The sequence below is a fragment of the Streptomyces sp. CC53 genome (assembly GCF_001865245.1).
Classification (GTDB): domain Bacteria; phylum Actinomycetota; class Actinomycetes; order Streptomycetales; family Streptomycetaceae; genus Streptomyces.
In genome coordinates this window covers 1-17,478 of the sequence record NZ_MKXB01000210.1, presented here as the reverse complement: position 1 = coordinate 17,478, position 17,478 = coordinate 1, and the positions used below count along the sequence as shown (strand labels likewise).

The 17,478-nt window shown below is 72.1% G+C and carries 19 protein-coding genes; 8 read left to right on the top strand and 11 right to left on the bottom strand.

The genetic code is table 11. The features are described 5' to 3' along the window. Nucleotides 1-254: 254 nt before the first annotated feature. On the bottom strand, nucleotides 255-1,754 hold the full coding sequence (locus BJP40_RS28305; RefSeq protein ID WP_071264974.1) for a peptide MFS transporter: 1,500 nt from the start codon (nucleotides 1,752-1,754) through the stop codon (nucleotides 255-257). Between the two features lie 428 nt (nucleotides 1,755-2,182). Here BJP40_RS28305 and BJP40_RS28300 point away from each other — a divergent pair, with 428 nt between their 5' ends. Further along, nucleotides 2,183-2,860 carry a response regulator transcription factor gene (locus tag BJP40_RS28300; RefSeq protein WP_071264972.1) on the top strand — a complete coding sequence of 226 codons (678 nt, stop codon included), beginning with the start codon at nucleotides 2,183-2,185 and terminating at the stop codon, nucleotides 2,858-2,860. A gap of 9 nt (nucleotides 2,861-2,869) precedes the next feature. Continuing rightward, on the top strand, nucleotides 2,870-4,141 hold the full coding sequence (locus BJP40_RS28295) for an ATP-binding protein (RefSeq protein WP_071283250.1): 1,272 nt from the start codon (nucleotides 2,870-2,872) through the stop codon (nucleotides 4,139-4,141). A 347-nt stretch (nucleotides 4,142-4,488) separates the two neighbouring features. Here BJP40_RS28295 and BJP40_RS28290 read toward each other — a convergent pair whose 3' ends face one another. Further along, nucleotides 4,489-5,013 (bottom strand): GtrA family protein, encoded by a 525-nt coding sequence (locus tag BJP40_RS28290; protein ID WP_071283249.1) that lies wholly within the window; start codon nucleotides 5,011-5,013, stop codon nucleotides 4,489-4,491. A gap of 161 nt (nucleotides 5,014-5,174) precedes the next feature. Here BJP40_RS28290 and BJP40_RS28285 point away from each other — a divergent pair, with 161 nt between their 5' ends. The 3 genes from BJP40_RS28285 to BJP40_RS28275 are packed head-to-tail and all read left to right on the top strand — an operon-like array spanning nucleotide 5,175 to nucleotide 8,033. Next, on the top strand, nucleotides 5,175-6,314 hold the full coding sequence (locus BJP40_RS28285) for a 5-(carboxyamino)imidazole ribonucleotide synthase (RefSeq protein WP_079169401.1): 1,140 nt from the start codon (nucleotides 5,175-5,177) through the stop codon (nucleotides 6,312-6,314). A gap of 28 nt (nucleotides 6,315-6,342) precedes the next feature. Then, nucleotides 6,343-6,840 (top strand): 5-(carboxyamino)imidazole ribonucleotide mutase, encoded by a 498-nt coding sequence (gene purE, locus BJP40_RS28280; RefSeq protein ID WP_371258708.1) that lies wholly within the window; start codon nucleotides 6,343-6,345, stop codon nucleotides 6,838-6,840. After that, nucleotides 6,837-8,033 carry a dipeptidase gene (locus tag BJP40_RS28275; protein ID WP_071283245.1) on the top strand — a complete coding sequence of 399 codons (1,197 nt, stop codon included), beginning with the start codon at nucleotides 6,837-6,839 and terminating at the stop codon, nucleotides 8,031-8,033. The genes purE and BJP40_RS28275 overlap by 4 nt, the downstream gene beginning before the upstream one ends. A 2-nt stretch (nucleotides 8,034-8,035) precedes the next feature. Here the strand turns inward: BJP40_RS28275 and BJP40_RS28270 are convergent, their stop codons facing one another. From BJP40_RS28270 to BJP40_RS28255, 4 genes are all read right to left on the bottom strand, one after another. After that, nucleotides 8,036-8,929 (bottom strand): alpha/beta fold hydrolase, encoded by an 894-nt coding sequence (locus tag BJP40_RS28270; RefSeq protein WP_071270126.1) that lies wholly within the window; start codon nucleotides 8,927-8,929, stop codon nucleotides 8,036-8,038. A 248-nt stretch (nucleotides 8,930-9,177) separates the two neighbouring features. Beyond that, nucleotides 9,178-10,026 (bottom strand): helix-turn-helix transcriptional regulator, encoded by an 849-nt coding sequence (locus BJP40_RS28265; RefSeq protein ID WP_071283243.1) that lies wholly within the window; start codon nucleotides 10,024-10,026, stop codon nucleotides 9,178-9,180. Nucleotides 10,027-10,039: 13 nt separating this feature from the next. Beyond that, complete coding sequence (locus BJP40_RS28260; protein WP_071283241.1) at nucleotides 10,040-10,555, bottom strand: DUF6879 family protein; 516 nt, start codon at nucleotides 10,553-10,555, stop codon at nucleotides 10,040-10,042. Continuing rightward, complete coding sequence (locus tag BJP40_RS28255; protein ID WP_071283239.1) at nucleotides 10,527-10,781, bottom strand: hypothetical protein; 255 nt, start codon at nucleotides 10,779-10,781, stop codon at nucleotides 10,527-10,529. Before BJP40_RS28255 ends, BJP40_RS28260 begins: the two co-directional genes overlap by 29 nt. 192 nt (nucleotides 10,782-10,973) lie before the next feature. Here BJP40_RS28255 and BJP40_RS32435 point away from each other — a divergent pair, with 192 nt between their 5' ends. Then, nucleotides 10,974-11,171 carry a hypothetical protein gene (locus BJP40_RS32435; protein ID WP_079171536.1) on the top strand — a complete coding sequence of 66 codons (198 nt, stop codon included), beginning with the start codon at nucleotides 10,974-10,976 and terminating at the stop codon, nucleotides 11,169-11,171. Nucleotides 11,172-11,255: 84 nt separating this feature from the next. Here the strand turns inward: BJP40_RS32435 and BJP40_RS28250 are convergent, their stop codons facing one another. Together BJP40_RS28250 and BJP40_RS28245 are read right to left on the bottom strand one after the other, a co-directional pair. Further along, entirely contained in the window at nucleotides 11,256-11,501 is a 246-nt protein-coding gene (locus tag BJP40_RS28250; protein WP_071263862.1) for a GntR family transcriptional regulator, read from the bottom strand. A gap of 180 nt (nucleotides 11,502-11,681) precedes the next feature. Beyond that, complete coding sequence (locus BJP40_RS28245) at nucleotides 11,682-11,924, bottom strand: GntR family transcriptional regulator (RefSeq protein ID WP_071263836.1); 243 nt, start codon at nucleotides 11,922-11,924, stop codon at nucleotides 11,682-11,684. A 570-nt stretch (nucleotides 11,925-12,494) separates the two neighbouring features. Here BJP40_RS28245 and BJP40_RS28235 point away from each other — a divergent pair. Continuing rightward, complete coding sequence (locus BJP40_RS28235; protein ID WP_071263840.1) at nucleotides 12,495-12,677, top strand: hypothetical protein; 183 nt, start codon at nucleotides 12,495-12,497, stop codon at nucleotides 12,675-12,677. A 122-nt stretch (nucleotides 12,678-12,799) separates the two neighbouring features. On the opposite strand, the gene BJP40_RS28230 is transcribed toward BJP40_RS28235, so the two are convergent. From BJP40_RS28230 to BJP40_RS28220, 3 genes are all read right to left on the bottom strand, one after another. Beyond that, the gene (locus tag BJP40_RS28230; RefSeq protein ID WP_226962621.1) at nucleotides 12,800-13,207 is read right to left on the bottom strand and encodes a hypothetical protein; all 408 of its coding nucleotides are present in this window, start codon (nucleotides 13,205-13,207) and stop codon (nucleotides 12,800-12,802) included. Nucleotide 13,208: 1 nt separating this feature from the next. Next, nucleotides 13,209-14,171 (bottom strand): hypothetical protein, encoded by a 963-nt coding sequence (locus BJP40_RS35995; protein ID WP_071283237.1) that lies wholly within the window; start codon nucleotides 14,169-14,171, stop codon nucleotides 13,209-13,211. A gap of 471 nt (nucleotides 14,172-14,642) precedes the next feature. Then, nucleotides 14,643-15,800: an acyl-CoA dehydrogenase gene (locus BJP40_RS28220; protein ID WP_071263851.1), complete on the bottom strand. Its 1,158-nt coding sequence runs from the start codon at nucleotides 15,798-15,800 to the stop codon at nucleotides 14,643-14,645. 194 nt (nucleotides 15,801-15,994) lie between these two features. On the opposite strand from BJP40_RS28220, the gene BJP40_RS28215 reads away from it, so the two are divergent. Next, nucleotides 15,995-17,338: a UDP-glucose/GDP-mannose dehydrogenase family protein gene (locus BJP40_RS28215; RefSeq protein ID WP_071283236.1), complete on the top strand. Its 1,344-nt coding sequence runs from the start codon at nucleotides 15,995-15,997 to the stop codon at nucleotides 17,336-17,338. Nucleotides 17,339-17,478: the final 140 nt, after the last annotated feature.

The following is a 17,478-nucleotide window of genomic DNA, read 5'->3' as shown; positions in this document are numbered from 1 at the left end:
TGAAGCACCGCAGGCCGGCCGGGAGCGGCACGGCCGCCGTCCGGGCGGCGGCCCCGCTGCGGATGTGCCGCCCCGGTAGCGGCGCCGGTCCGGCCCCGGCGCCGGACCCGGCATCCGGTGCCCGCCTTCCGCGCGACGTGCCGTGCGGCCCGCCGCCCCGGACGCGCCGGGGGCGCCGCACCCTGCCGGTGCGGCGCCCCCGGGAGGACCGGAAGGCCGGGGTGCGCCGGTGACCGGGCGCGCCGACCGGAAGGTCAGTGCACGCCGCCCATCAGCGGCTGCACCTTCTTGCGGAACATGAAGATCGCGAAACCGCCCAGCACGGCGACGGCGCCCTGGCTGGCGAACCACCACGCGGTGTCCGTGGGCGCGCCCACGAGCTGCAGCAGCGAGATCACGGAGGAGCCCGCGGTCACCGCGAGGAACCAGACGCCCATCATCTGGGAGGCGTACTTCGCCGGAGCCAGCTTCGTCGTCAGCGACAGGCCGACGGGGGAGAGGGTCAGCTCGCCCACCGTCTGGATCAGGTACACCGAGCACAGCCACAGCGGCGTGACCTTGACGCCGCCCGACGACGCGGCCTGCGCCAGCATCATCACGAAGAAGGAGCCGCCGATCATCACCAGACCGGTCGCGAACTTGCTGAGCGTGCTCGGCTCCTTGCCGCGCCGTGACAGCGCCACCCACAGCCAGGCGAAGACCGGCGCGAGCGCCATCACGTACAGCGGGTTCAGCGACTGGAACCAGCTCGACGGGAAGTCGAAGCCGAACAGGGTGTTCTCGGTGTTGTTCTTCGCGAAGAGGCTGAGCGTGGAGCCGGTCTGGTCGTAGATCGCCCAGAACGCGGCGGCGGCCACGAAGAACCAGGCGTACGCCGACATCCGGGACCGCTCCACCGGCTCCAGGTCGCGGTCGCGCCGCACCTTGACCAGGTAGTACGTCGGCAGGGCGAGGCCCAGGACGGTCAGCGGCCACAGCACCCAGTCGATCGTGAACACGCCGGCCAGGCCGACCAGGGCGTACGCGGCGCCGGCGACGGCCAGCCAGATCAGGGCCTTCTTGACGAGGCCGGTGCGCTCGGCGGCGGACAGCGGGGCCGGCACCATGCTCGACGCGGGCGCGAGGCTGCGGAAGCCGAGGAAGTAGAAGAGCAGGCCGAGGGCCATGCCGACACCGGCCATGGCGAAGCCCAGGTGCCAGTTCACCGTCTGGCCGACGAGGCCGATGGTGAGGGGCGCGACGAAGGCACCCAGGTTGATGCCCATGTAGAAGATCGTGAAGCCGCCGTCCCGGCGCGGGTCGTTCTTGTCCCGGTACAGGTGGCCGACCATCGTCGAGATGTTGGCCTTCAGCAGGCCGGAGCCGGCCGCGATGAACGCGAGGCCGGCGAAGAACGACGCCTCCAGGGGCACCGCGAGCAAGAAGTGGCCGATCATGATGATCGTGCCGGCGACCGCGACCGTCTTGCGGGCGCCCCAGACGCGGTCGCCGAACCAGCCGCCCGGCAGGGCGAGCAGGTACACCATCGCGTTGTAGACGGAGTAGATCGCGATGGCCGTCGCGTCCTCGAAGCCGAGACCGCCGTCGGCGGCCTTGGCCGACAGGTACAGCACGAGCAGGGCGCGCATGCCGTAGTAGCTGTAGCGCTCCCACATCTCGGTCATGAAGAGGAAAGCCAGGCCGCGGGGGTGGCCGAGAAGGGTCCTCTCGTGGGCGGGGAGGCCCGCCGAGTCCTTCGTCAGGCTGGACGCCATGGTCAAGATCCTTGTTGTCTCGGGACGCGTGCGGCCGGTCGGGCCGCGGGCGCCCGCGTGGGGGGTGGCCGGCACCGGTTCGGGGTAGCCGTTCCGGGATCCATACCCCGCCGCACCTCTCACGGGGGGCGGAGTCCGGCCAACTGGTTGGTCCTTCGGATGCGTACGCCGCGCAGAAAAAGAGACCCTTGCCGCATCAGATGAGCGATGGCGCCAAAGGTCCCCGATTACCGCAACAAGCGTCTCGCCACCATACGCCATGACACAGAGGGAAATGGAAGGACTTGAGAGATGGATCACAGGCGATCATGGAACCGTGTGCGCACGTTCAAAGGTCATCCGCTGAATGAGCCCCCGTGACCGCAGGTCTCGATGATCTTGCTTCCGTCTCCTCACGGACGGCGCACCCCGCGGACTACCATCACCCCATGACCCGAGTACTGCTCTCCGAGGACGACGCATCCATCTCGGAACCGCTGGCCCGCGCGCTGCGGCGGGAGGGGTACGAGGTCGAGGTCCGTGAGGACGGGCCCGGCGCGCTCGAAGCGGGCCTGCGCGGCGGGATCGACCTGATCGTCCTCGACCTGGGGCTGCCGGGCATGGACGGCCTGGAGGTATGCCGCAGGCTGCGCGCCGAGGGGCACACGCTGCCGATCCTCGTCCTGACCGCCCGCGCCGACGAGGTCGACACCGTCGTCGGGCTCGACGCGGGCGCCGACGACTACGTCACCAAGCCGTTCCGCCTCGCCGAGCTGCTCGCCCGGGTCCGCGCCCTGCTGCGGCGCGGCGCGGCCGAGCCCGCCGCCCAGCCCGCCACGCACGGCGTCCGCATCGACGTCGAGTCGCACCGCGCCTGGATGGGCGACGAAGAACTCCAGCTCACCGCGAAGGAGTTCGACCTGCTGCGGGTCCTCGTCCGCGACGCCGGCCGCGTGGTCACCCGCGACCAGCTCATGCGCGAGGTCTGGGACACCACCTGGTGGTCCTCCACCAAGACCCTCGACATGCACATCTCCTGGCTCCGCAAGAAGCTCGGCGACGACGCGGCCAACCCCCGCTACATCGCGACCGTCCGCGGCGTCGGCTTCCGCTTCGAGAAGAGCTAGAGCCCCGCCGTGCGCCGTCGGCTCATCAACTCCACCCTCGCCGTCGTGCTGGTGGTCATCGCCCTCTTCGGCGTCTCCCTCGTCATCGTGGAGACCCGCACCATCAGCAGCAGCGCCCAGGAGAGCGTCGACTCCGAGGCGGTGCGCCTCGCCAGCATCGTCGACAGCCGGCTCATCGGCGGCGAGCCCGTCGACCCGGACATCCTCGCCGACCAGAGCGGCGCCGAGCGGTACGCCCGCATCGAGATCCCCGGCGAGCCCCCCATCGAGGTGGGTTCCCGCCCCGACGGCAGCGTCATCCGCGGCACCGCCATAGGGGAGCACGGCGAGAAGGTCACCGTGGAGGAGTCCCGGTCCGGCGTCCTGCGCGAGGTGGGCCGCACCCTGCTGATCATCGGCGCCGTCGCGCTGCTCGCCGTGATCACCGCCGTCCTCCTCGCCGTACGGCAGGGCAACCGGCTCGCCGCGCCGCTCACCGACCTCGCCGAGACCGCGGAACGGCTCGGCTCCGGCGACCCCAGGCCCCGCCACAAGCGGTACGGCGTGCCCGAGCTGGACCGGGTCGCCGACGTGCTGGACGCGTCCGCGGAGCGCATCGGGCGGATGCTCACCGCCGAGCGGAGGCTCGCCGCCGACGCCTCGCACCAGCTCCGCACTCCGCTGACCGCCCTGTCCATGCGGCTGGAGGAGATCGCGGTCACCGACGACCCCGAGACGGTCCAGGAGGAGGCACACGCCGCCCTCGCCCAGGTGGAGCGGCTCACCGACGTCGTCCAGCGGCTGCTGACGAACTCCCGCGACCCCCGTACGGGCTCCGCCGTCGCCTTCGACGTCGACGAGGTCGTCAAGCAGCAGATCGACGAGTGGCGGCCCGCCTACCGCAGCGCCGGCCGAGCGCTCGTACGGTCCGGGAAGACCGGCATGCGGGCCGTCGGCACGCCGGGCGCGGTCGCCCAGGTGCTGGCCGCGCTGATCGAGAACTCCCTCATGCACGGCGGCGGCACCGTCGCCCTGCGCACCCGCGTCACCGGCAACCAGACCGTCGTGGAGGTCTCCGACGAGGGCCCGGGCGTCCCGGCCGATCTGGGCGCGAGGATCTTCGAGCGGGCCATCAGCGGCCGGAACTCGACGGGTATCGGCCTGGCCGTGGCCCGGGACCTCGCCGAGGCCGACGGCGGCCGCCTGGAGCTGGTCCAGCTGAAGCCCGCGGTCTTCGCCCTCTTCCTCAGCCGCGAGGTCGGCAGTCCCGCCCCGGCCCCGACGACCCGCCCCGTCCGCTGACCCGCGGAGGCCGGGCGGCGCCTCCGGGGCACGGGCACCCCGCGCCGGGCCGGCGTCCGCCGAGCCCCGTACCCGCCCGCGACCTGTTCGCGCCCACCGGCGGGGCCGCCCGCGGAGGCCGTGCCGGCGGCACCGCCCGGGACCGTACGGCCGGTCCCGCTGCGGCGCTGCCGCCCTGCCGAGAGCCGACGGGGGCTGGGCCCGGGGTGGCGCTCCTCCCCGGAGGCGAGGCGAGGCGCACGGTCACGCGGCCGCCAGGACGCGCGGCACGAGTCCCTCACAGCGGTACGAGCCCCTCAGAGGGGGAGAGCCGGGTACCGGCCGGGCGGCCCGGGGGGCCGCCGCGCCTACCGGCTGCCGTGCCCCGCCGCCGCGGGGGCCGGGTCCTCCAGGGCGGGCCGGTCCTGCACCGAGGCCCCGCCCGCGGGCTCCGCCGCCGCGGGCAGCGCACGGAACACCCACGTCCGGTACGACCAGAACCGGAACAGCGTCGCCACGGCGATCCCCGAGAACTTGAAGACGTTGTTCTGCAGCGGGGTGTCCCAGCCGAACCCGTAGGTGGCGGTGTAGAGCACCCCGTTCTCGATCACCAGGCCCACCACACTGAACACCAGGAACAGCGTCATCTCACGGGTCCGCCCCGTCTTGTCCCGGTCGCGGTACGTGAAGTAGCGGAACCCCACGTAGTTGCACGCGATGGCCACCACGGTCGCGATCAGACTGGCCCGGACGACGGGGATCTCCGTCGCGTGCCGGACCAGGTTGAACACCGCCATGTTGACCAGCAGCCCCACACCGCCGACCAGACCGAACTTGGCGACCTCCCGGAGTAGCCGGTCAAGCCGCGCCCGCAGCACGCCGCGCTCACTCATCGTGATCTTTCAGCCCCGTCCGGTCGAATGCGTCAACTCCGTCATGCTAACCACCACCACCCGGGTGACGCGCGGGCTCAGGAGGAACGCCGGGGAACCCCGGGAGAGCACGAGGAGGAGTACCTAACGGGTCCCGTGCGGGCGCCCGATACCCTGGAAGGGTGACGTTCCCGGTAGTCGGCATGGTCGGCGGCGGTCAGCTCGCCCGTATGACCCACGAGGCGGGCATCCCCCTCGGCATCAGATTCAAGCTCCTCAGTGACACGCCCCAGGATTCCGCGGCCCAGGTCGTGAGCGATGTCGTCATCGGCGACTACCGCGACCTGGACACGCTGCGTGACTTCGCGCGCGGGTGCGACGTGATCACGTTCGATCACGAGCACGTGCCCACCGAGCACCTCAGGGCCCTGGAAGCGGACGGCATCCCCGTCCGCCCGGGGCCCGACGCGTTGGTGCACGCCCAGGACAAGGGCGTGATGCGGGCGAAGCTCGACGCGATCGGCGCGCCCAGCCCGCGCCACCGCATCGTCGCGGACCCGGCCGACGCGGCCGCGTTCGCCCGGGAGGCCGGCGGCTTCCCGGTCATCCTGAAGACGGTCCGCGGCGGCTACGACGGCAAGGGCGTGTGGTTCGTCCGCTCCGAGGAGGAGGCGGCCGCCCCGTTCCTCGCGGGCGTCCCCGTCCTCGCGGAGGAGAAGGTCGATTTCGTGCGCGAGCTGGCGGCGAACGTCGTCCGCTCCCCGCACGGCCAGGCCGTGGCCTACCCCGTCGTGGAGTCCCGGCAGGTCGACGGCGTCTGCGACACCGTCATCGCCCCCGCCCCGGACCTCCCCGAGGCCCGGGCCGTGGAGGCCCAGGAACTGGCCCTGCGCATCGCCCGCGAGCTGGGCGTGGTGGGCCACCTCGCCGTCGAGCTGTTCGAGACCCGCGACGGCCGGATCCTCGTCAACGAGCTGGCGATGCGCCCGCACAACTCCGGCCACTGGACCCAGGACGGCGCGGTCACCTCGCAGTTCGCCAACCACGTCCGCGCGGTCCTCGACCTGCCGCTGGGCGACCCGCGCCCCCGCGCGACCTGGACGGTCATGGCGAACGTCCTCGGCGGCGACTACCCCGACATGTACCAGGGCTACCTGCACTGCATGGCCCGGGACCCCAAGCTCAAGATCCACATGTACGGCAAGGACGTGAAGCCGGGCCGCAAGGTGGGCCACGTCAACACCTACGGCGACGACCTGGACGACGTGCTGGAGCGCGCCCGCCACGCCGCCGACTACCTGCGAGGAACGATCGTTGAGTAACGCACCCGCCCCGCTCGTCGGCATCGTCATGGGCTCGGACTCCGACTGGCCCGTCATGGAGGCCGCGGCCCAGGCGCTCGACGAGTTCGAGATCCCGTACGAGGTCGACGTCGTCTCCGCGCACCGCATGCCCCGCGAGATGGTCGCGTACGGCGAGCGGGCCGCCGACCGCGGCCTCAAGGCGATCGTCGCGGGCGCCGGCGGCGCGGCCCACCTGCCCGGCATGCTCGCCTCGGTCACCCCGCTGCCCGTCATCGGCGTCCCGGTGCCGCTGAAGTACCTGGACGGCATGGACTCCCTGCTGTCGATCGTCCAGATGCCGGCGGGCGTCCCCGTCGCCACGGTGTCCGTGGCGGGCGCCCGCAACGCCGGCCTGCTCGCGGCCCGCATCCTCGCGGCCCAGGACCCGGACCTCCTCGCCCGGATGAAGGAGTTCCAGCAGGACCTCAACGACCAGGCCACGGAGAAGGGCAAGCGCCTGCGGGCGAAGGTCGAGGGCGCGGCGTCGTACGGCTCCGCGCAGTGACGGCCCGGGCGGACCGCCTCGCGGAGGCCCGCGGCCTGCTCGCCGAGCACCCGGTCGTGGACGGCCACAACGACCTGCCGTGGGCGCTGCGCACCCAGGGCGGCTACGACCTCGGCCGGCTGGACATCGCGGCGGACCAGACGGGTCGCCTCCACACCGACCTCGCCCGCCTCCGCGCGGGCGGCGTCGGCGCCCAGTTCTGGTCGGTGTACGTCCGCAGCGACTTCGCGGGGGACCGCGCGGTCACCGCGACGCTGGAGCAGATCGACTGCGTGGACCGGCTCGTGGCGCGCCACGCGGACCGGCTGGCGCCCGCCCGCACGGCGGACGACATGGAGCGGGCCCGCGCGGAGGGCCGCATCGCCTCCCTGAAGGGCGCCGAGGGCGGCCACTCCATCAACGCGTCGCTGGCCGCCCTGCGCGCCCTGTACGCCCTGGGCGTGCGCTACATGACGCTCACGCACAACGACAACATCGCGTGGGCCGACTCGGCGACGGACGTCCCGGCGGTCGGCGGCCTGTCCGCCTTCGGCCGCGAGGTGGTCCGCGAGATGAACCGCCTGGGCATGCTGGTGGACCTGTCCCACGTGGCGGCGACGACGATGCGCGACGCCCTGGACGCCACCGAAGCGCCGGTGATCTTCTCGCACTCCTCCTCCCGGGCGGTCTGCGACCACCCGAGGAACGTCCCGGACGACGTGCTGGAGCGCCTCCCCGCGAACGGCGGCGTGGCCATGGCGACGTTCGTGCCGAAGTTCATCCTGCCCGCGGCGGTGGAATGGACGGCGAGGGCGGACGAGAACCTGCGGTCGCACGGCTTCCACCACCTCGACACCACGCCGGAGGCGATGCGCCTGCACGCGGAGTTCGAGCAGGCGCACCCCCGCCCGGTCGCCACGGCGGCGACCGTCGCGGACCACCTCGACCACATGCGCGAGGCGGCGGGCGTCGACCACGTCGGCATCGGCGGCGACTTCGACGGCACCGCCTTCACCCCGGCCGGTCTCGACGACGTGGCGGGCTACCCGAACCTCGTCGCGGAACTCCTGGCACGCCACTGGTCACGCGCCGACATCGCGAAGCTGACCTGGCACAACGCGGTCCGTGTCCTGCGCGACGCGGAAGCGGTCGCCCGGGACGCGGCCGGCCGCCGCGGCCCGTCCACGGCGACCCTGGAGGAACTGGACGGCTGACGCTACACGGGCGCGCAGCGCTCGACGGGGGTCAGGTACGGGAGGTCGCCGAGCGGCCGGTCGGTGAAGAAGCGAACCATCAGATCGGCCAGTTCGGCGTCCCGCTCCAGCTGCACCAGGTGGTCCGACTCCCTGATGGTGGTGAACAGTCCGCCGAGCTCCGCGGCGACGCTGCGTCCCACGGCGGGCGGCGTCAGCACGTCGTGCTCGCCGGTGAAGACCAGCACCGGGGCGGTGACGGACCGGTCGGGCACGCTCCACGGGTGGGTCAGGAGCCGCTCGTGGTGCGTGACGTCCATGGTCAGCTGCCGCTCCGTCATGCTCCCGAACCGCTGTCGCATCAGCCGCGCCACGGCCGCCCGCCGCCGCACCACCCCGCGGTCCGGCGGAGCCATGAACTGCTCGACGAGGTCCTCGGCGAGCGCGTCGAGCCGCCCGGCGTCCGCCATGCGGCGCCACCGGTGCGCGGACGCGACGTACTCGGGCGAGGTGTGCACGGCGGTACCGCCGAGCATCAGCCGCGCGACCCGGTCAGGGTTCCGCTGCGCGAACCGCAGGGCGATGGAGGCGCCGAAGCAGGCGCCGAACACGTTCACGCGCGGCAGCTCCAACGCGTCGAGGGCGTGCCGCACGGCTTCACCGAGGAAGTCCATGCCGTGCTCCACCGGCAGCGGATCGGCGTCGCCGTATCCGGGCAGGTCCAGGGTCACCATGCCGCCGTGCGGCAGCAGCCATCGCTCGTACCGCAGCCAGGAGAACCGGTCCTGCGAGGACCCGCCGAGCAGCACGACGGGCTCCGTCCCGCGTTGCCCCCCGTCCGTCGTGCGGGCGACGAACCGGAATCCGCGGTACTCAAGTGTGTGGTCGGTGGCGCATACGCCGATGCCTACAGACATCCCGCCTGTATAGCGCCCCCGCCCCTCCCGCCCCACGCGCCCGAGGACAACTCACCCCCACGGGTGACCGCGCCCCCCGCACCCCCCGCACGCCCGTACGGCGACCGCCGGTACATCAGGCGGCGGGCCCCGCGTGCCCTCGGCTCGGCGGTGACGACCACACCCCATGCCCGCCCGGGGCTCCATCTCCGACCTGAAGCAGGTCGAGGGCGGACTTGACGGTGCATCGAGAGCCCGCGCCGAGCCGCTCAGTCGAGTACTGCCAGCGCGTCCGAAATGAGCGAGCGTGCCGCAGCTCCCCGGGAGGCTGCCTGCGAGAGTCGACCGAACGCTCTTGCGTAGAGGTCCACCTGGCTGGGCTGCGTCAGGGTGGAGGCGGCCTCCAGCGTGTCCGCGTGCACCCGTGAGTCATCGAAGATCGTGAAGGTCGGCATGGGCCACATTGTTCGCCGAGCCGAGAACGGAACGATGCCCACGGCGACGTTCTGGAGGTCCATGACGCCGAGCAGATGCCCGAGCTGGGCCGCCATGGTCTCGGTACTGCACAACCGGTACCGCAGAACCGCCTCCTCCAGCACGAACGAGAAGCGGCGTACGCCGCCGTTCAGCACCACGTTGCGCTTCATGCGAGCTGCCACGGCGTCGCTCACGTCATCCGGAGTCCCACGGAAGTCCGCGATGGACGACAGGAGAGCGGTGGCGTATCCCGGGGTCTGGAGGAATCCGGGGATCACATCGGATACGTACACACGGAACACCCTGGTCTGGCGGTACAGGTCGCCCGCGGACTCCTGCAGCCGCCTGAGGCCCGTCCGCTGAAGCCGCCGCCACTGCACGTGGGCGTCGGCGGACTGCCGGTTCGCCGCGATCAGGTCGGGGATCTGGTCGTCAGCGGCGCAGGCACGGCACCACGTGCGGATGTCCTGGTCGGACGGCGTGGTCCGGGCGTTCTCGATGCGGGACGACTTCGACTCCGACCAGCCGCATCGGGCGGCCAGCTCCCGCCCCGTGATTCCCGCGTCCTTCCGGATCTCGCGCAGACGGCCGGCGATCTCCGCGCGGGCTCGCTGGACGTGTGAAGAGGGGTGCGGGGGCATGGAGCGGCCTTCGTCAGATGGCGTACAGGTGGTGCGGGACGGCACGCTCCCAGACCGCTTCGAATGCGGTGGAGCACAGTTTCACGGCCTCCGGATCGGCGGTGATCTCGTCCTCGACCACGGCTCCGTCACCGGAGAAGTGGTGCACGCGGAGGAGGCTGTCGTCGAACAGCCAGAAGTCGTTGCCCGGCAGGGCGATGGCGGTGGCCCGACGCCGTGGCAGCCAGCGGACCTCCTCGCCCGCCGTGATATTGGCGCGAGTGACGTAGTGCTCCCACCGGATGTACTCGGAGACGGGTTCGGACACGATGCGGGCCCGCCGGATGACCACGCCTCGCTTCACGGTGTCGGTGATCAGCTGATCGTAGGGATGCCACCAGGACTGGCGGTCCTCCCACTCGATCCGCTCTCCCCGCTTCCATGCCTCGAAGCGGTCCGTCGGGGCGTAGGAGTCGCGCAACTCCAGATGAACCGCGGACCGTTGGCAGCGAAGCAGCAGATCAGCGAAGCTGGGCGCGCTCGACGGCATCACATGCCTCCCTGAGGATGGAGATCATCCTGGCCGGGATCCTGACCACGGCTTCGGTGGCCGGCACCGGGCCGTTGGCGGGACTGCTCGCCTCGCATGCAGCCAGCGTCGCGGGGCTCGGCTTCCATCCTTGAAGCAGGATCTCCTGGGACGCTGTGTCCGCCCACACGGTAGGACAGTGGTCCCGGTCGGTGTCGGGGTCGATCCCGACGAACTCCACGGCCATGGCGGGGCTCCCTCAGGTGGGTGCTTGCTCGGGCTTGCACCAGCCTCGCTGTACTGCGCAGACCACGTCAACAGTGCGTCGGCGCCAACCGATTGGCGTGCAAGTACATGCAAGCCCATGGAGTCCGCCAGGCCCGGCGCCCTACGTTCGCCCCGTAAACCGCGCAAGCCGCAGAAGGGGTCGGAGAGCAGGATGACCACAGAACCCGTGAGGTGGCCGGCGCCGCCGGTGCAACTGCCGCTGGGCATGGAACCGGAGCCCGTACCGGTCCAGGGCTGCGCCGGTTGCACGGAGTTGGCGGAGCTGCGGCGGCGGGCCCGTGCTGGAGGCGACATGACCACGGTGTCGGACTGCAACGTCCTCCTGCGCCGACATCCGGAGGGCCACTGACGCCTCCCGGCCGGCCGCAGCGCCTGCCGTACGCCGGTGACCGGAAGTGCGGCGCGGGCGACGGCGGGCGCTGCGGACAGGCGATCACTCGCTGGGCGACTGCTCGGTGACGAACGAGCCCTTCCCGCGGACCGTGACGATCAGGCCCCGGCGGCCCAGGAGCTGGATGGCGGCCCGCGCGGTCGGGCGGGACACGCCGAACTCGTCGCAGATGGCCGCCTCCGAGGGGACCCGGCGGCGAGGCGCGTAGACGCCTTCGGCGATGCGCCGCCCGAGCTCGTCTGCGATCTGCTCGTACAGCGGCTCGGGTCCTTCGAGGTCGACAGTCATACCTCGACCGTAGTCGAGCTGCGACATCAGCTGACGTCACCTGTCTTGGCATGACACACCTGACAAGTGCCTAGTCTGCGCAGCAAGGGCCCCGGGGGCACGGCCACCAGCCTCGAAGGAGCTTCGGCAGGGCGTGGCGAGCGGCGCCGGTGACGCCGGGCGCCTCGGGGAGGGGGGCGACTACTCGGCGGGCGGCAGCGGGTCGGCGACGAACGTTCCCAACCCGACCTCGCCCCGCGTCCACCCCTGTTCCCGCACGTGCCGCATGGCCTTCGCCGCGGTCGCGTTCACCACACCGAACTCCTGGGCGATCTCCAGCGTGGAAGGCACGCGACTGCCGGGCGGGTAGGTCCCGTCCTGGATCCGCCGGATGATCTCCGCTGAGATCTGCCTCCACAGAGGGCGGGTGCGATCAAGGTCCATGGCGCCAGCGTGGGTGACCGCAGGTCTCCGTGCATCCGTAGATAACCGTGGATAACTGCGCTAACGTGGATGCGCCAACAGAAGCGCCCCCGGGCGGCCGGGCAAGGGCCGAATCCCAGGGGCTACCGAAGAACGGAGCTTCGGACATGCGAAACCCTATCGCTGCGCTACTCGCGCGGCTGTTCGGCCTGCTGAAGGGCGGTTCCACAGGGCATCCGGTCGCCGCGCATGCCATCGATCGGCCCGTCTCCGGCCGAGGGAAGGCGGCCTGTGCGGCCGGGGCGTCTTCCCGGCAGGGGAGGAGCGCGCGGTCCGGCCCCGCCTGGGGATGGGGCCCGCGCCCCGGGTTCCCGTACGGGCAGGGCGCCGGGGCGGCCTGGTGAGCGTGCCGAGGGGCGGGCGGCGTCCCGTCCGGCTGTGCGTGCGGTGCGAGCGGGTCACGGAGGAGCCGGTGGTGGTGTCCGAGGTGCACCAGGCCAGTGGCCCGGGGTTCGCCGTGTACGCGTGCCCCGCCTGCGCGCCGTACTTCCCGCCGCTGCCGGACGTGTCCGACCTACTGGGAGGCACACGGTGAACGCGGCGCGGACGACGGAGCAGATCATCGCGGATTCCCGGCGGTCCGGGCGGACACAGGAGTGCGAGGGGGGCGAGCACGAGGTCTGCCGTCCGATGGAGGTGTACGACTCCGACGCCCCGGGCCCCGACGAGGAGCCGTGGTTCGCCATCACCTGCACGTGCGCCTGCCACGGGTAGGCCGGCCACGCAGCAGCCCCGGCAGCACCTGCCGGGGCTGACCGGGCCCGCCGGGAAGCCGGGAGGGTCCGGGGCCGTGCAGGCCCCGGACCCTCAGGCGCGGGTGGTCGCCGGTGCGGGCGTCAGACGGCGAGGCCGACCGAGAGCAGCCCGCCGCCCGCGGCCACCGCGTAGGCCAGCCCCTGCGACCAGCGCGGCGCCCGGTCGGGACGGCCCCGGGTCGCCAGGACCATGACCGAGTTGGCGGCCAGCGCCGGGAGCAGCACGCCGAAGAGCGCGAACGTCCCGACGGTCGACAAGGACCACTCCAGCGGCACCGTGAAGGCCGCCGCGGCGACCGCGAGCGCGGCGATCCCGTAGAGCACGCCGGACGCGTGCGTGATGTCGTCGCGGCGGTCGGGCACCGGGCCGCGCTTCTTGTAGTGGCTCCAGTGGCGCCGCTCGGTGCCGACCCGCGCCAGCACCATCACCGCGACCTCGACCGCCAGCGCCACGACGGCCACCTTCTCGATGACACCCAAAGAAGTCACCTCACTTCTGGCATGCGTTGGAGATGGCAGTGATGCCGATGAACGCCTTGACCGCCTCGCGCTCCTTCGACCCGACGCGCTTGCCGTTGACGAAGCGCCAGATGATCGTGGCGGTCTTCTTGGCACCGTACTTCTTGAACAGGGCGACGGCGCGGGCGACCTTGATGCTGGACCCCGCCGGGAGGAAGGTCAGCAGGACGCCCGCGACGGCGGCGCTGCACTTGGCGATGAACTTCGTCTGGTCCCACCAGCTCGGGTCGGCGACCACCGGGAAGGCGGTGTCCTCGTCGAACCCGACCGTCTGGACGAGCGCCCCGCCCTCGACGCGGTACGACGTCGGCACCGCCGCGCCGCGGGCGTCCTTGGCCCAGGGCGCGTCGAAGGTGCCCAGCAGCTCCTCGCCCCTGCTGACGGTGACGCTTCCGTCCTCCTGCTCCTCCGCCACGGCGCCGGCCGGCAGGTGGAGGTCGAAGCGGTACTCCTTGGCGGCGGAGGCGTTGTTGATGACGACCAGGGAGCGGACGCCGTTGACGGTCGGCTGGACCGCGAGGTCGGTGGCCGAGTCCGCGCCCGAGTAGACGATCGTGCCGTTGCCGGTGGCGGTCGCGGAGGACGTGCCCACGTCGGGCAGGCCGATCCCCACGGTGTCCGCGTCCCCGGCCGAGGCTTCGACGACGCCCCGGGCGGTGGCGGGGGCGGTGACGGTGTTCACGCCGCCCTCCGTGGCCACGACCGCGCGCAGCGAGCCCTCGGGCGTGGTCGCGGCGGGCACGATGTCGGCCGTGCCGGTGGCCTTCTCGACGACGGCGGCGGCCTGTGCGGCCGCGGTCGCCGGCTTGCTGTCAGCGCTCCGCGCGGGTGCCGCGTGGGCGGCGGCGGTGGTGAAGACGGCGGCCGCGGCGACGCTCGCCACGGTCACGGTCGTACGGCGCAGAGCGGTGCGGGAAAGGATTCCCGTGTACATGCTTGTTCCCCCATGGGTCTTGCAGCGGACACGAGGACTCCCTGCTGGTCAGGCAGAGCACCCCCGTGCCCGTTCGGTCGAGACCACCCCATCAAGGGCACCGACCCCACGCTGTGGCGGAGGCCATAATTCCGCCTCAGAAGTCACTCAAATCTCGGGGGCCGTCCGCATCGAACGCGCAGGTCAACCGCGCCGAGCCGTACCGGATGCCCGTACGCGGAAGCGCCCGGGCCGGGAAGGCCGCACGGCGGGCGCCTCCGCCCTGGCCGCGCGCGCCGGTGACGTAGGCCCCGGCCCTCACCCGACCCGCGTACGGCAGCAGCCCCCGGCGTGGGCCGGGGGCTGCGGTGTCGGTGCGGGGCGGTGGCCGCCGCGGCGAGCGGAGGCAGGTGGCCCGCCCGCGGCGCCGGGGCGGACCGGAGCGTTGCCGCGTGCGGCCTTCGGGGCCGCCGCCGGGGCGGCCCGGAGGGGCTACGGCAGGTTGCGGGCCATCACGATCCGCTGGACCTGGTTCGTGCCCTCGTAGATCTGCGTGATCTTCGCGTCGCGCATCATGCGCTCGACCGGGTAGTCGCGGGTGTAGCCGTAGCCGCCGAGGAGCTGCACCGCGTCCGTGGTGATCTCCATCGCCGCGTCCGAGGCGAAGCACTTCGCGGCGGCGCCGAAGAAGGTGAGGTCGCCGTCGACGCGCTCCGACTTCGCGGCGGCCGCGTACGTGAGCTGGCGGGCGGCCTCCAGCTTCATCGCCATGTCGGCCAGCATGAACTGGACGCCCTGGAAGTCGGCGATGGGCTTGCCGAACTGCTTGCGCTCCTTGACGTAGCCCTTGGCGTAGTCGAGGGCGCCCTGCGCGATGCCGAGGGCCTGCGCCGCGATGGTGATGCGGGTGTGGTCCAGGGTCTTCATCGCGGTGGCGAAGCCGGTGCCCTCCTCGCCGATCATGCGGTCGGCGGGGATGCGGACGTTGTCGAGGTAGACCTCGCGCGTCGGGGAGCCCTTGATGCCGAGCTTCTTCTCGGGTGCGCCGAAGGAGACGCCCTCGTCGGACTTCTCCACCACGAAGGCGGAGATGCCCTTGGAGCGCTTCTCCGGGTCCGTGACCGCCATGACTGTGTAGTACTCGGACACGCCCGCGTTGGTGATCCAGCGCTTCACGCCGTTGAGGACGTAGTGGTCGCCGTCGCGGACCGCCTTCGTCTTCATGCCGGCGGCGTCGGAGCCGGCGTCCGGCTCCGACAGGCAGTACGAGAACATCGCGTCGCCCTGGGCGAGCGGCCGCAGGTACTTCTGCTTCAGCTCCTCGGAGCCCGACAGGACGACCGGGAGCGAACCGAGCTTGTTCACCGCGGGGATCAGCGACGAGGAGGCGCAGACACGGGCGACCTCCTCGATGACGATCACCGTGGCGAGGGCGTCGGCGCCCGCGCCGCCGTAGCTCTCCGGGACGTGGACGGCGTGCAGGTCGGAGCCGACCAGGGCGTCGAGCGCCTCCTGCGGGAAGCGGGCTTCCTCGTCGACCGCCGCCGCGTACGGGGCGATCTTGGCCTCGGCGAGCGAGCGGACGGTCTCGCGGAGCATGTCGTGCTCCTCGGACGGGCGGTACAGATCGAAGTCAGGCGTTCCCGCCATCTGTCTCTCACTCCCCTGAGCTACGTGCTAACTACCGTTAAGTAACCCTGATTTTAGTGCCCGCCCCGCGCCCGGGCCTATGTGGCGCTCGCGTGAGCTTGCTGACAGGGCCCACGCCGCCGGAACAATGCCCCAGGTGGGGCCCGGCTATGCTCGCCTGGCGCACCCGCCCGCACAGCACAGGAGCAGCACACATGGCCCTGAAGATCACCGTGATCGGCACCGGCTACCTCGGCGCCACCCATGCGGCGGCCATGGCGGAACTCGGCTTCGACGTGCTCGGGCTCGACGTGCTGCCGCAGAAGATCGAGATGCTGGCCGCCGGGCGCGTCCCCATGTACGAGCCCGGCCTGGAGGACCTGCTGCGCAAGCACGTCGCCGGAATCGAGGGTTCCACGGGACGGCTGCGGTTCACCACCTCCTGGGAGGAGGTCGGAGAGTTCGGAGACGTCCACTTCGTGTGCGTGAACACGCCGCAGCGGCACGGCGAGTACGGCTGCGACATGACGTACGTCGACGCGGCCTTCGGGTCGCTGGTGCCGCACCTGCGCAAGCCCAGTCTCGTCGTCGGCAAGTCCACCGTGCCGGTCGGCAGCGCCGAGCGCCTCTCGCGTCTGCTCGCCGACCGCGCCCCCGCCGGGGCCGACGTGGAACTGGCCTGGAACCCGGAGTTCCTGCGCGAGGGCTTCGCCGTGCAGGACACCCTGCACCCGGACCGGATCGTCGTCGGCGTGGAGAGCGAGCGCGCCGAGAAGATCCTGCGCGAGGTGTACGAGACGCCCATCGGCGAGGGCTCGCCGTTCGTCGTCACGGACTTCCCGACCGCCGAGCTGGTCAAGACCGCCGCGAACTCCTTCCTCGCCACGAAGATCTCCTTCATCAACGCCATGGCCGAGGTCTGCGAGGCCGCCGGCGGCGACGTGGCGAAGCTGGCGGAGGCCATCGGGCACGACGACCGCATCGGCGCGAAGTTCCTGCGGGCCGGCATCGGCTTCGGCGGCGGCTGCCTGCCGAAGGACATCCGCGCCTTCATGGCCCGCGCGGGCGAGCTCGGCGCCGACCAGGCCCTGACCTTCCTGCGGGAGATCGACTCCATCAACATGCGGCGCCGCGGCCAGATGGTCGGCATGGCCCGCGAGGCCCTCGGCGACGGCACCTTCCTCGGCAAGCGCGTCGCAGTGCTGGGCGCCGCCTTCAAGCCCGACTCCGACGACGTGCGCGACTCGCCCGCCCTGAACGTGGCCGGGCAGATCCACCTCCAGGGCGGCCAGGTCACCGTGTACGACCCGAAGGGCATGGACAACGCCCGCCGGATCTTCCCCACCCTCGGCTACGCCGACAGCGCACTGGAGGCGGTGCGCGGCGCCGACGTGGTGCTGCACCTGACCGAGTGGCGCGAGTTCCGCGAGATCGACCCCGCCGCGCTCGGCGAGGTCGTGAACCAGCGGATCATCCTCGACGGCCGGAACGCCCTGGACCCCGCCGTGTGGCGCGACGCCGGATGGACCTTCCGCGCCATGGGCCGCCCCCGGGCCTGACCCCACCGATGGGCCTCCCCTGGGCCTGACTTCTCCGCGGGCAGCCTTGGGGCCCGGCTCTCCACGGGTCCGCCGCGCTCCCCGGCCCTGCACCGGCCGCCCCGGGCCCGGCCCTGCACCGGCCGCCCCGGGCCCGGCCC

Excerpts from the sequence above, each read along its gene's own strand:
- BJP40_RS28305 (WP_071264974.1), bottom strand. The coding sequence starts at position 1,754 with ATGGCGTCCAGCCTGACGAAGGACTCGGCGGGCCTCCCCGCCCACGAG.
- BJP40_RS28300 (WP_071264972.1), top strand. The coding sequence starts at position 2,183 with ATGACCCGAGTACTGCTCTCCGAGGACGACGCATCCATCTCGGAACCG.
- BJP40_RS28290 (WP_071283249.1), bottom strand. The coding sequence starts at position 5,013 with ATGAGTGAGCGCGGCGTGCTGCGGGCGCGGCTTGACCGGCTACTCCGG.
- purE (WP_371258708.1), top strand. The coding sequence starts at position 6,343 with ATGGGCTCGGACTCCGACTGGCCCGTCATGGAGGCCGCGGCCCAGGCG.
- BJP40_RS28270 (WP_071270126.1), bottom strand. The coding sequence starts at position 8,929 with ATGTCTGTAGGCATCGGCGTATGCGCCACCGACCACACACTTGAGTAC.
- BJP40_RS28265 (WP_071283243.1), bottom strand. The coding sequence starts at position 10,026 with ATGCCCCCGCACCCCTCTTCACACGTCCAGCGAGCCCGCGCGGAGATC.
- BJP40_RS28260 (WP_071283241.1), bottom strand. The coding sequence starts at position 10,555 with ATGCCGTCGAGCGCGCCCAGCTTCGCTGATCTGCTGCTTCGCTGCCAA.
- BJP40_RS28255 (WP_071283239.1), bottom strand. The coding sequence starts at position 10,781 with ATGGCCGTGGAGTTCGTCGGGATCGACCCCGACACCGACCGGGACCAC.
- BJP40_RS32435 (WP_079171536.1), top strand. The coding sequence starts at position 10,974 with ATGACCACAGAACCCGTGAGGTGGCCGGCGCCGCCGGTGCAACTGCCG.
- BJP40_RS28250 (WP_071263862.1), bottom strand. The coding sequence starts at position 11,501 with ATGACTGTCGACCTCGAAGGACCCGAGCCGCTGTACGAGCAGATCGCA.
- BJP40_RS28245 (WP_071263836.1), bottom strand. The coding sequence starts at position 11,924 with ATGGACCTTGATCGCACCCGCCCTCTGTGGAGGCAGATCTCAGCGGAG.
- BJP40_RS35995 (WP_071283237.1), bottom strand. The coding sequence starts at position 14,171 with ATGTACACGGGAATCCTTTCCCGCACCGCTCTGCGCCGTACGACCGTG.
- BJP40_RS28220 (WP_071263851.1), bottom strand. The coding sequence starts at position 15,800 with ATGGCGGGAACGCCTGACTTCGATCTGTACCGCCCGTCCGAGGAGCAC.
- BJP40_RS28215 (WP_071283236.1), top strand. The coding sequence starts at position 15,995 with ATGGCCCTGAAGATCACCGTGATCGGCACCGGCTACCTCGGCGCCACC.